This is a genomic window from Enterocloster sp. HCN-30185 (genome assembly GCF_037890305.1).
GTDB lineage: Bacteria > Bacillota > Clostridia > Lachnospirales > Lachnospiraceae > Enterocloster.
In genome coordinates, this window is the sequence record NZ_JBBKBT010000003.1 from 59,799 (window position 1) to 72,794 (window position 12,996).

Below are 12,996 nucleotides of genomic sequence, written 5' to 3' on the forward strand. Positions count from 1 at the left end.
ACCGCCGGGGAAATCGTCATTTTTCCCCGGCGGTCTGCCGTATCATCCCTTATTCTCAGGCTCCCGGACCGATAATTACATCGTTTTCCGGATTTCCTTCAATAATCACATTTCCTGCTCCGGGTATAACTCCTGAGGCGGAAGACTCCGTCTGTCCCGGTTTTGACTGTCCTGCTCCGGAACTGACCGGACTTGTCTGAGAAGGCTGAGACGCTGCTCCAGGCCCGCTGTCTGCATCTCCCGATTCAACTGCACCGGGTCCCTCAGAGCCTGCATCTGTACCCTTAGCGGGCTTTGTCACTGCTTCCGTCGTGGCAGAAGGCAGTGTCCCGCTGGGTACTGTCGGCTTCAGGCTGCCCGAAGACTCTGTCGATGCTCCCGGCTTTGACTGGCCTGAATGCGTGCTGCCGGAGGACTCAGACGGGAGCATCCCAGGACCGTAATTCTCCGGCGGATCGATCACATTTCCGTTCTCGTCTGTCTCAAGCTCCAATCCCCACGGATATTCACCGTCAATCACATCCTCATTCCCATGCTTCGTGCTCTCGCTGCTGCCCTCGGAGGTTTCAGTCCCGTTTTCTTTCGTTTCTTCCTTTGTCTGAGCTGCCGTAGTAGCCTTCGGCACATAGCCTCCGTCTGTTCCCACGCTCTCGATAGGCTTTCCTTCCTTGTACATACCAGTATCAGCTGAAATTTTGGCGCTGATCTTTTTTACCATTTCACTTGGTACATAATTCTCATCATCGAATAAGAACTGATGAAGCTTGATCACATTGCTCTCCAATGTCTGTGGAATGACGCAGGCGCCCTTTTTGCCCAAAATCCCGTCACTTCTGGCCTCTGGGAATCCCGCTGTAGCTGCAATGTGGTATTTGGTAAGGTTTTTAGCCATAGGAATCATATCATTTAAGGTAATACTGGTAAGGATCTGCGGAAATACCACTTCCATTACATTATTTACAACTGCAAAGTCCGCTTTCTTCAGCTTATCAAAACTGAGCTCGATCACCTTTCTCTGGCGCTCTGTACGGGCATAATCCGTATCCATCTTGCGCAGTCTGGCATACGCTACCGCCTGAACACCGTCCAGATGGTTCGGGCCGGCCTTCTTTAAATGATGGGAACCGACTCCGGTGGATTCTACCGTTTCTGTAATATAAGAATTGATATAGTAAAACTCTGCCTTGCTCAGCTCTACATCCACACCGCCCAGAATGTTGATGGAATCTGCCACAGCCTTCCAGTTAAAAGTCGCATAATCATCAATCTGTAAATCCAGATTCCGGTTCAGGGCCTCTACCGCCTGCTTTGGGCCGCCTCTGGAATAAGCTAAATTGATCTTATTATAGGAATTTTTCTCGTCTATGTTCAGATAGGTATCTCTGAATACGCTCACCAGCTTGATGGCGCCCGTCTCCTGATTGACTGTACAGAGTATGATAACATCAGACATATTCCCCTTGCCTACAGAGTTGTTCCGGCTGTCCACGCCGAAAAGAGCCACAGTCCAGTACCCCTTCATCTGCTCCTCTTTTTCCACAGAAATATAGGGATTTGTCATATCTGCCTGATTAAACTCCGTATCCGTCTGCATATTGGACCACATCCGCTTTCCCCACCAGACACAGCCGATAACTGCAAAAGCCGTAATCTGAGCTGCGATCAGAAGGATAAGCCCCCTGAGGGTAAGTCCGCCAAAAAACCGCTTTGGCCCGCCGCTGCCTCTGCCGCCTGCCCGTCTGCTGCGGACTTTATCAGTACTTCGTCCCGCTCTGTACCCTGTGCCTTTTTCGCGCTCTGGAACGGTTCTCCGGCCGGTACTCTCCCTGTGGCTTCCCGCCCCAAACTCCATTTCCTCTTCTTCGTCAAAATCACTGTCCAGATCCATATAGGAATCCTCTTCCTGCTCTCTGCGGAAAGCGGTGCTTCGTCTGGGACGTTTTCCCTCTGTCTCAGCCTGACGGAAGGCAGGGACAAAGGTATGACCTGTGTTCCCTGCCTTTGGCCTGCGTGCTTCCTGTTCTTCCTCCGGATCAAATCCGAACTCAAATTCATCGCGATTCATATGTTCATCCTCACTGCATCAGTATGCATTTTTATTGATAAAGCCTTTAAAGATTGTTAAAAACATAATCTTAAAATCAAAACCAAGGCTCCAGTTTTCGATGTAATACAGATCGTGTTCGATCCGTTTGGTAATGGAAGTGTCCCCCCGATAGCCGTTTACCTGAGCCCAGCCTGTCAGCCCGGGCCGCACCTGATGCTTGATCATATAGCGGGGAATCTCCTCCTTGAACTTTTCCACAAACAGCGGCCGCTCCGGCCTTGGCCCTACCAGACTCATATCCCCGATCAGGATATTGTAAAACTGGGGCATCTCGTCAATACTGGTCTTTCGTATAAAGCGGCCCACCGGCGTTACCCTTGGGTCATGGGGCGTAGTCCAGCGTGTTTTTTCCTTTCCCGGATCCTGGACCTCCATAGAACGGAACTTGTACATCTTAAAGGGCCTGTTGTGGAGGCCGATCCGCTCCTGACTGTAGAAAATGGGGCCCGGAGAGGTCAGCTTTATGAGCCCTGCCGTAAGGAGCATCACCGGAGAGAACAAAAGAAGGCCGAAAAGAGCTCCTCCAATGTCCACAATCCGCTTCACCGTAGCGTTAAATACGTTCGTCAGAGGCACATGGCGGATATGGATCACCGGCAGTCCCTGAAGATCCTCCATATAGGGAATCGTAGGTATAATATTATTGTAATCCGGAATGAATTTGGTATGAACGCCGGATTTCTCACAGACTGCCACGATTGATTCCAGATTTGAATACTCATTGATACTCAGGGTAATGGCAATTTCATCCAGCGTATTTGCTGCCAGAACGCTTTCCAGCTGGTTTATGGTTCCCAGGATCCTGACATTTTTATAGGCATATCCTGACGGTCTGCCGTCATCCAGGATCCCCTGGATATGATATCCCCACTCAGGATTTAAAGCCACCCGGTCAATAAAGCCTTCCGCCGCCCGGCTGTAGCCCACTAAAAGGATGTGCTTCTGATTATAGCCGTTGGTGCGCAGAGAGCGCAGAAAAAGGCGGATCGCCATACGTTCCGCTTCCAGCAAAAGGATATTTAAAACGAAAAAGCAAAGAAGCATCCTGGTGGAGAAATATCCCAGGTGGATAATGATATTTCTTCCGCCAAACAGGATCAGCGTAAAGAACATAAGGCCGATCACATTGGCCTTGCAGATGTTGGCAAACTCTGATCTGCGTCCCTGGATCCGCTTCGGCACATAAAGGTGAAAACAGGCATTTAACACCAGATACACCGGTATGATAAATATAAGCGCCGCAAAATAAACGGGCGGTTCCAGAGTTTTCACATTGTATTCCAGAGGGATCACTTTTCCGCTGACTATGATCAGCCAGGCAAGAAAATATGCCAGAACCGTCATAACCACATCCAAAAGGACATGAATCCGGTTCAGCTTCTTTTGATTATCTTTTATCATGGAAAATCACCTGATATTCAGTCTCATCCGGCAGAACCCTTTCTTCAGGCACTCTGCCGGGTGCTCCTATTATAGCTTATTTAAACTCAAGATTCTATAACATTTATCTTAAAATATGATAAAATTCGCCTTTTTACTTCCTTTTTTCCAGCTGCCTTAAGGAAAATTCGTAGAAATACAGAAGAGTACCTGTAAATAATTCCCATTCGATTGCCAGATAGTTTTTCAAATGCTCCGGTCTGTATCCTACCTTTTTACATTTCCCTGCTGTTGCCAACCCTTCCTTCACGCCTGCAAGATAATCCGCTCCAAAGCCGCGCTTTTTAAAAAACAGATATTTCACAGTCATTCCTGCTCCAATGGGCAGGACGTTGACAAGCAGCTGCAGGAAAGGCATATTTTTATAATTTAGGTAAATATTATTCCGGGCCGCCAGCCGCACCTTAAAGGAATTATACTTGGAACCGCTGGTGCCGCTGCCCACATGGTACACAACTGCGTGAGGACAGTAAACATTATCATAGCCTGCAATCCTGGCCCGGTAGCCTACGTCAATGTCCTCTAAATAAGCAAAATGCATCTCGTCAAAATACCCGATTTTTTCAAAGATCTCCCTGCGGTAAATGGCAGCTCCGGCGCAGGCGGAAAAGACTCTGCAGGGGTGGCTGTAGCCCCCGGAGGAACGTCCTACGCCCCTCTGATACGCCCAGCCAAGGAGGCTGTACATATCTCCTGCATCATCCATCTTATCCTTGTGATACATCTGGATCATCTTGCTGCTGACAGAAAAAATCTTAGGCGACCTCTCAATGGCCTTAACCATTTCACCGATAAAATGGCAGTCCGGCTCTGTATCATTGTTTAACAGAAGCACATAGGGCGTCTTTGCCGCCCTGATCCCCACATTAACCGCCCCGGAAAAACCGGTATTGGTATCCAGAAAAATCGTGGGGATCTGATGCTCCTTAAGCCACTCCACACTGCCGTCCGTGGAGCCGTTGTCCACCACCAGGATCTGAAATTTGTGGTAAATCTGCAGCTCCAGCGCCTTAAAGCAGGGTTCCATGAATTTTAATCCGTTATAATTGGGTATGATCACAGTGACCTTGATTCGATTGCTCATTTTCCTTCCTTTTCCTCCGGCCCATAGGCATCGTACACAGACAGGTCATAGGGTTCTCCGATCTTCTCCTTCAAGAGATCACGAAGGGCAAAATTAGACTTGCGGAGCGTGAGATTGGGGTTGTAGTAAGGATCTCCCTGCTCCAGGATCTCCGGCCACTTTTTATGGAACATGGCAACCTCCCGGTTAAAGCGGGCCACCTTTTCCGGCGTGTCCTCCAATCCCCTGGACTTGGATTCATAGTGGTAAAGGCAGGCATAAGGCGCATATACTACCAGTTTCCCCAGCGCCCGCACTTTCATACAGTAATCAATATCATTAAAGGCGACTGCCAGCTCTGTGCTTAAGCCTCCCACAGTCTCAAAGACGGATTTCTTTGTCATCAGACAGGCTGCAGTGACTGCGCTGTAGTCCTGTGCACACATGGCACGGTGGAAGTAGCTGTTCTCAGCCTTGTGAAGGCCGATAAAGGTATGGCCCGCAATCCCGCCAAAGCCCACTACCACGCCTGCATGCTGGATGGTGTCATCTGCATAAAGCAGTCTTGCTCCCACGATTCCCACATCCTCACGCTGGCAGAAGCCCAGCATCTCCTTTATGCTGTCCGGCTCTAAAAGCTCTGTATCATTATTTAACAAAAGAAGATACTCGCCGGATGCAAAGGATGCTCCGAAATTATTGATGGCTGAATAGTTAAAGCCCTCCTTCCATGTCACTACCTTAACATTGGAATGAGCCTCCTGAAGCTTTTTATAATATGCAAAGGTCTCCGGACTGGTACTGTTGTTCTCCACAACGATAAATTCCAGATTCTGATAGGTGGAACGCTCCATCAGAGAACGGATACAGGTATCCAGATCCTGGCTGTGGTCTTTATTGGGAATGATCACAGACACAAGGGGTTCTCCCTGAATCTTAAAATGCGTGTGGTAAATGCCGTAATCCACACCCTTTTCCACGGATTCTGCCGGGATTCCCACTCGCTCATAATGAGCCATAACCGCTCTGGAGCCTGCCTCGAAAGCGTACATCTTACTTTCCGGATTGCTGGCTGTGGACCCCTGATGGCAGCGCCAGTGGTAGAGCACCTTTGGAATATGAACGATTTTGGCGGCTTTTTCCGTACACCGGAAAATAAAATCATAATCCTGAGCACCGTCAAACTCCTTCCTAAAGCCTCCCACCTGATCCAAAAGGCTCTTTTTTACTACAAACAGATGGCAGATATAATTGACACTGGTAAGAAGATCCGGGTTAAAATCAGGCTTGAAATGCGGATCAAACAGCGCCTTTCCATCCATATCCAGCTTATCCTCATCGGAATAAAGGACTTCACAGTCCGGATGCTCGTTGACTGCCTTTACCACCTCATAAAAGGCGTGCTCCGGAAGGGTATCGTCGTGATCAGCCAGGATCACAAAATCGCCGGAAGCCATTTCAAGAGCCGCATTGGTATTGCCGGAAATGCCCCTGTTTCCGCCCAGCACCGCATAGCGTACTCTGGGATCCTTCTGGGCGTAGCGCTTTAATACCCGTTCCACGCTCTGTCCTCTGGGACTGCCGTCTGCAATGCACAGCTCCCAGTTGGTATAGGTCTGATCAATGATGGAATCGATCATTTCCCGAAGATAATGCTCCGGGGTGCGGTAGACGGGTATAACCACAGAAAGAAGGGGCTCATATTCAAAACGCGCTTCCCTCTGGGCCTTTAACTCCTCCTCTGTGGGCTTTGTAAGCTCATACCACTCGCTGTAGTCATAGTCATTATCAAGGCCCTGAAGCTTGTGACAGGACTTCTTTATCAGAGCCTTAAGTCCATTTTCCTTCCAGAAATCTGCAGCCACACGGACGGTCTCCATGTTCATCAGATCCTTAATCTTTTCCATCCGCTTATGAGCCACGCTGGAACGCTTTGCGATCAGCTCTTCATTATACTTGATCTTTGCCTGGCGTCCCTCACAGCGGATCAAAAGCCAGTAGGTCTTTCCTCTCTCATAGGGGAACTGGATGTCAAAGCCAAAGTCCCTGTCATACGTCTTTTTGAAATAAATCTGGCTCACATCATCTCTTCTGGTCGTAACCAGCTTATATTTCACCGGGTTATGGCGTTCATCCTCTACCCGGAAGGTCGCCCTGCTTTCCGGAGATTTTCCCAAAACCCATCCGTTTAATGTAATGGAATTTTCACGGATCCGCACAATGTCTATCTTATACTTCATCCTTTTTTCCTTCCTCTTTCTCTTCCGGCTTCTCATCAAAATTCAGGCGCTCCGCTTCAATCACCAGTGGCCGCTTCATGACTCTCTGATTGATGCTCATAATGTATTCGCCCAGAAAACCGATGAAAAAGAGCTGGACAGAGCCCAGAAACAGCATACCGATCAGCATGGGAGCCATACCGGCCGGAAAACGATCCCACCAGATTAGCTTCATTACCAGATAAACAAGAGCGATCAGCATACTGACCGCGGCGCAGACCCCTCCGAAAATCGTAGCAAGGCGCAGACCCTCTTTTGTATAGGAAGTAACGCTTAACATGGCTGCGTCGTAAAGGCGGTAAAAGTTATTATGCGTCTTTCCTGCCCTTCTCTTTGGCTGCTCATAGGGAATCTCCTTGCGCTTATAGCCAAGCTCTGCCACAATCCCCCGCAAAAAGGGCGTAGGATCATCCAGACGGCGCAGGATTTCAATAAACTCCCTGTCATAAAGGCCGGAGCCGGTAAAATGCTCGATCTGCTCCACATCTGACAGCTTTTTGATGGTCTTGTAGTAGCAGGTACGGAGCCAGTACATAAATTTGTTCTCCTGACTGCTGGTCTTGATCCCGATTACGATCTTGTAGCCGTTTTCCCACTCACGGACGTATTTGGGAATCATTTCCACCGGATCCTGGAAATCTGCCACCATTTCAATGACGCAGTCTCCTGTCACCTGGAGCATACCATAGTAGGGGGAATTAAACTGTCCGAAATTGCGGGCATTAAAAATCGCCTTGATCTTCGGATCACTGCTGCACAGAGTCCGCAGCACCTCCCTCGTTCCGTCCGTCGAATCATTGTCAATAAAGACCAGTTCATAATCGTACTGGGGAAGTTCATTTTTCAGGATATCTGTTACCGCCTGGCTAATGGGCCCTACATTTTCGACCTCATTGTAGCAGGGGATCAATATGCTGATCTTTTTCATTTGGATGTACATCTCTTTCTAAAATAATCTTGTAATGGTTTATGGGAGCATCTGGCGGATGCCCTGGGAAAAGGAATACGCTTCCTTAAAGCCTCCGGTCAAGGCCGCCAGCTTCTCTACGGAAGGCCGCACAGACAGGGCCCCTTCCTTTGCCTGAACAAAGGAGCCGTATTCCAGACTTCCTCTTCCTCCCGCCTCTTTCCAGACCTCCTCCACAAAGGAGCGCAATACCCGCGTATCCCTGCTGGCAACATTGACAATCTCGCTGATTTTCGGGCTGTCCTTTTCAGACGGAAGATGGCGGTACAATTCATATACTGCCTGAACTGCGTCTTCTATATACATAAAGTTCCACTGATGAAGGCAGGCGCTTAGGGAAACGCTCTTTCCCTGGGGCAGCTCCCGCACCAGAGTGGAGATGATCGACCAGGGGTGATCCCCGGGGCCGTAGACGCTGAAAAACCGCAGATGGAAATAGTGAAGCCCCAGCTCTTTGCACAGAGGAGCCGCCTTCTGGTAAAATTCCCACTTGGCCTTTCCATACTGGTTAATGGGGGCGCATTCCCTGTCCTCAGACATGATTCCGTCCGTAAGTCCATACTCCACCCGGGAGCCTGCATCCATAAAAACAGAGCAGGAAAGAGCCTTTGCAGCCCGGATACATTCCAGAGAACCTGCCACATTTTTGGCCTGAACTTCCGGAGAATCAATCTCCTGACGGTTTACACCGCCCCAGGCAAAATGGAAAAATGCGTCTGCAAAACCAATCTGTGAAACACAGTCTCCGGCCCAGTCCATGGACCAGGGAACGATGTGCAGGTTTTCGTGAACCGGAAGCGCCTTAAGATTAGGGGAATCCGGACGGGACAGGGCAAAAACCTCTGCCCCTTCTCTCAAAAACAGGGCCGCAAGGTAACTGCCGATAAAGCCGGTTGCCCCTGTGATAACGATTCTCATAAGCTGTCCTCCTAGAGCATTTCCAGATGATTAGAACGCATGGCCCGGATCTCCACCTCAGGACCAAATTTCTCCCGGATCAGGGCCGCAATCTCATCCGTATAGCCGGGAGCAGTGATAATGACGGCGTCCACCGGATGCTCCTCAAAATAGGACGGGGCTACGATGGGAAGATGGGAGGCCGGAGCAAATTTTCCCTGTTTAAAGGGAGCGGAATCAATGATATACTCTGCCTTCTTTCCAAGGCTGGTTGTAGCTGCCAGCGTAAAGCCCTGATGACTGGCTCCCCAGATGGCTGCTTTTTTCTTCCAGGCATCCAGATACTTCATATAGGTATCCATCTCCCGGCGCAGATTCACATAGCAGTCCAGCAGATTGCCTGTTTCCATCTGGGGACGCTTGCGCACAATAACGGCAAGCGTATCCCTGTTTATCACCTCTGCTTCCTCTACCACAAAGCCCGTACGCTCCAGCAGGGAAGTCAGCGTATCAAAGGTATAGTAGGCAATGTGATCCCGGATCAGCTCATAATAGCTGCTGTGATCCATAATATACTCAAAGCTTGGAACGGTAAGAAGTCCCATCCCGTCATCTTCCAGATTATTGTAAATACAGCGCAGCATCCCTGCCGGATCCGGCTGATGCTCCAGAAAATTAAAAGATAAAAATACATCATAAAAGCCGCCTGGGATCACCGTATCCGCATGTTCTGTAAATCCCTGCTCCACTGCAAGGCCCTGAGCCCTGGCAAGCTTAACCAGCGCCGGATCATGCTCAATCCCGTGACCCTCTACCGGAAATTCCTCTAATACTTTTAAAAATTCTCCCTGTCCGCAGCCTACCTCGATAAACCGCTTTCCTTCTAAATGGTAAGTTTCGATCAGGTGCCTGTACTGTTTTCTGCGCAGCTCCGCCATAGTGGTGGAGTATCCCCCGGCGCGAATCACATCCCGGTAATAATCCACCGGCTCGCAGTCAAACTGCACCAGTCCGCAGCCCATGCACTGGCAGAGATCCAGAGTAAGCCCCTGATCCTCATCTACATGATCTTTATCCGGCATATGCTGGGCAGAAGCCGGCATATTGTCCAGCGTAAGAAGCGGCGTCTCCCATAAAGGAGCACCGCAGGCAATACAACGTTTCATCTAAATTTCTCCTTTTTTCTCCTGTACCATCCGGCGGATCCCCTCCGAAAAAGGAATCTGCTGGGTAAAGCCCACTGCTGCCTTTAATTTCGTCAATTCCGGCATCAGCGATACCATGCCCTCCGCATTGGGCGGCCTGTCTCCGAAATGATAGCTTCCCAGACTGCCGCAGAGCCGGTGCAGCTCTTCTATATAATCCCGCAGCGGGCGGGTATCTTCCCCCGCCACATTATACACGCCGGCCGGTGCTTTGCCAAGAAGAAGTTTTACCAGCAGTTCTGCGGCCTCGGTCACATAGAGGAAATTCCACTGCTGGGTACAGGGCCCCATTTCCATATGGCCTTCCTTTAAAAAAGTGTCAATGCAGGTGGAAATCAAAGACCATGGGTGATCTCCCGGGCCATAGACGCTGAAAATACGGGTATGGATATAATCCATGCGAAGCTGGCCGGCCAGTTCCCCAGCCTGTCGGCAGACCAGCACCTTATCCTTGCCGTACTCAGATACCGGATGGCAGGGCTGATCCTCCCTCATGGGAGAATCGCAGATCCCGTACTCCGCCTGAGAGCCGGAAAAAAGGAACCGGCTGCAGCCAAGGGCTCCTGCTGTTCTGACAGCCGAAAGCGCATAGCCGATGTTTTTCGCCTGAAGAGCCGGATCCTGCCGATTGGCGCTTCCCGCTCCCTCCCAGCCAAGATGCAGCCAGGCAGAAGCGTCTGTGATATCCATCTCCTTTAGGCGTTCTATCTCGTTTAAATTACATTCCAGAATCCTTACGCTTCCCACAGCCCCCTCTCTCCGGCCTTCCTGTCCATTAAGAGGCAGCGCCTTTAAAAAGGACAGGCCCGCTGAACCGGGCCGTGCCACAGCATACACCTTCTGTCCCTGTTTTAAAAGTTCCTCCACTACAGCCCTTCCGATAAAGCTGGTAGCTCCTGTGACGATCACTGCCATATGGCTGTCTCCTTTTCTGTCTGTTGTTCTGCCGGTTCTCCCAACCGGGAATTATTTCCTGATCCTGGGAATGATCATATTCCGATCCATCTCCTCCTCAGGAAGGAAGGGAGCCAGATCCTCCAAAGGCGGAGATACCAGAGTTCCGTCCGGTAGTCTCTTGGCTGAGGACTTTGGCTCAAAGTTCTGATCCATGGATACAAAGATCTCGCAGATCACCGGGCCTTCGGCAGCCAGCGTCTGCTCCACTGCTTTTGCAAGCTCACTGTTGTGCTCTGCCTTTATATAAGGATATCCGTAGGCACATGCCAGTTTTTCCATATCCGGGAAGCTTAAATCCCCGCTGTCCACTCCGATGCCGATCAAAGGCTCTCCGAAGAAATTCTTCTGGGTCTGGCGGATGGAATGATAGCCGCCGTTATTAATTAAGAATATTTTAATTCCCATTTTATGGTGAATGATGGTCTGAAGCTCCTGAAGGTTCATCTGGATGCTTCCATCACCCGTTACAAGAATCAGATCCTCTCCGGAACGATCCCTTCCCTGGCTGTAGCAGCGGCTGTCTCTGGAGGCAGTCCAGGCGCCAATAGCGGCAGGCAGATCATAGCCCATGGCTGCTACGGCAGAATTGGTGATAAACCGCTGTCCCTTCTTGATCACATACGCATGACCGCCTACCACGCAGGCAGAACCATTTCCCACTACCGTAATCTGGCCTTCCTTTAAGCGGCTGCTGATGGCCTGGATGGCCGCATAGACATTAGCCGGCTCCTGATCGGTGAAATTCCAGTGTTTTTCCTGTACCACCGGATAGGTTTCCTTCCACATCCTGCAGGTCTCGCTCCAGCTCATGCCCGGAAGACCTTCTCCGCCTCCAAAGAGCTGCTTTTCTCCCTTTTTGCTCAGGCTTTCAGCCAGCTGGTTTCCTTCTTTTTCCAGAATTTCATCCAACGCTCCGTCCAGCTGCTCCAGCAGATCCTTCGCATCTGCATGAACCGCCAGATCTGCATGCACCGAAGGCTTCTTTAATTCTTCACTGTCAATATCATTTGCGATCACAAAGGCGGCTCTGGCCCAGGTCTTATAATTGTAGCCCACCTGCCGGATACTCAGACGGCTTCCCACAGACAGCACCAGATCGCTGTTCTGAATGGCAAAGTTTCCAGCCCGGTCGCCCATATTGCCGGCCCGTCCTGTATACAGCGGATGCTCATCCCAGATGCAATCCTCACTGTCCCAGCCTGTAATCACGGGAATACCAAGCTTCTCTGCCACCCGCATAAACACATCATGGGCTCCGGCGATGCGGATGCCGTTTCCCGCATTGATCACCGGACGCTTTGCAGCCCGGATCTTCGAAAGGATCAGATCAGCCGTTTCCCTGCTCACCTTGCCCGGAAGCAGCTGACGCTTCTCACCCTTTCCGGCCTCATCCTCAGGAATAGCATGGATATTTCCCATTGTCCCCCAGCCGGTTCCGCCATTTTCATAATCCTCCGGATCAAAGCCCTCCAGATCCTCCGTTTCCACAAAAGCCCCCTGGACATTCAGCGGAATATCCAGCCAGCAGGGTCCGGGACGGCCGGACTTTGCCAGATACAGGGCTTTTTCCAGACAATACCGGATTCTCATGGGATCGATCACCATTTCCGAATACTTTGTCATGCAGTCAATGGACTTACAGATATCAAACTCCTGATCTCCCATTGCCCGGATTCCCAGACCGGACCATCTGGCTGTGGTATCGTAGCGCACCTGACCGGAGAGAACCAGCATGGGAATGGAATCCAGCCACCCTCCTAATACGCCTGTAATCGCATTGGTGCCGCCGGGACCTGTGGTAACGCACAAAGCGGCAATCTCATTGTGAATCCGTGCGTAGGCCTCTGCCGCTATAGCGCAGGCCTGCTCATGGTGATCATAGATGCAGCAAAGCCCTTCCTGATGGCCCAGGGCATCGTCCAGATGCATCGCTCCGCCGCCTGTTACCATAAATGCCTGACGGATTCCCGCCTTTACAAGCATTTCCGAAATATAATTTGAAACCTTTATTCTCATATCTTCTCCTTTGCCGTACCGCAATCCGATATCAAAGGGGACAGCACATCTGCCCCCAACATCAT

General features: G+C 50.4%; 9 protein-coding genes. All 9 read right to left on the minus strand.

Features of this window, described 5'->3' with window-relative positions; genetic code table 11:
* Positions 1 to 55: 55 nt before the first annotated feature.
* The 9 genes from WKT10_RS04375 to WKT10_RS04415 all read right to left on the minus strand — a co-directional run bounded on the left by WKT10_RS04375 (position 56) and on the right by WKT10_RS04415 (position 12,931).
* Complete coding sequence (locus WKT10_RS04375; RefSeq protein WP_340275709.1) at positions 56 to 2,065, minus strand: LCP family protein; 2,010 nt, start codon at positions 2,063 to 2,065, stop codon at positions 56 to 58.
* An 18-nt stretch (positions 2,066 to 2,083) separates the two neighbouring features.
* Positions 2,084 to 3,508, minus strand: coding sequence for an undecaprenyl-phosphate glucose phosphotransferase (locus tag WKT10_RS04380; protein WP_066550163.1), 1,425 nt, complete (start codon positions 3,506 to 3,508; stop codon positions 2,084 to 2,086).
* 133 nt (positions 3,509 to 3,641) lie between these two features.
* Complete coding sequence (locus WKT10_RS04385; protein WP_337433744.1) at positions 3,642 to 4,631, minus strand: glycosyltransferase family 2 protein; 990 nt, start codon at positions 4,629 to 4,631, stop codon at positions 3,642 to 3,644.
* Complete coding sequence (locus WKT10_RS04390; protein WP_066550166.1) at positions 4,628 to 6,850, minus strand: glycosyltransferase family 2 protein; 2,223 nt, start codon at positions 6,848 to 6,850, stop codon at positions 4,628 to 4,630. The genes WKT10_RS04385 and WKT10_RS04390 overlap by 4 nt, the downstream gene beginning before the upstream one ends.
* Positions 6,840 to 7,817 carry a glycosyltransferase family 2 protein gene (locus tag WKT10_RS04395; RefSeq protein WP_066550168.1) on the minus strand — a complete coding sequence of 326 codons (978 nt, stop codon included), beginning with the start codon at positions 7,815 to 7,817 and terminating at the stop codon, positions 6,840 to 6,842. The genes WKT10_RS04390 and WKT10_RS04395 overlap by 11 nt, the downstream gene beginning before the upstream one ends.
* A 39-nt stretch (positions 7,818 to 7,856) precedes the next feature.
* Complete coding sequence (locus WKT10_RS04400) at positions 7,857 to 8,774, minus strand: NAD-dependent epimerase/dehydratase family protein (RefSeq protein ID WP_340275712.1); 918 nt, start codon at positions 8,772 to 8,774, stop codon at positions 7,857 to 7,859.
* 11 nt (positions 8,775 to 8,785) lie between these two features.
* Positions 8,786 to 9,919, minus strand: a complete 1,134-nt coding sequence (locus tag WKT10_RS04405; protein WP_337433742.1) for a class I SAM-dependent methyltransferase — start codon at positions 9,917 to 9,919, stop codon at positions 8,786 to 8,788.
* Positions 9,920 to 10,873, minus strand: coding sequence for an NAD-dependent epimerase/dehydratase family protein (locus WKT10_RS04410; RefSeq protein WP_337934300.1), 954 nt, complete (start codon positions 10,871 to 10,873; stop codon positions 9,920 to 9,922). It abuts the gene before it with no gap.
* Between the two features lie 51 nt (positions 10,874 to 10,924).
* On the minus strand, positions 10,925 to 12,931 hold the full coding sequence (locus tag WKT10_RS04415) for a thiamine pyrophosphate-binding protein (RefSeq protein WP_340275719.1): 2,007 nt from the start codon (positions 12,929 to 12,931) through the stop codon (positions 10,925 to 10,927).
* Positions 12,932 to 12,996 lie beyond the last annotated feature (65 nt).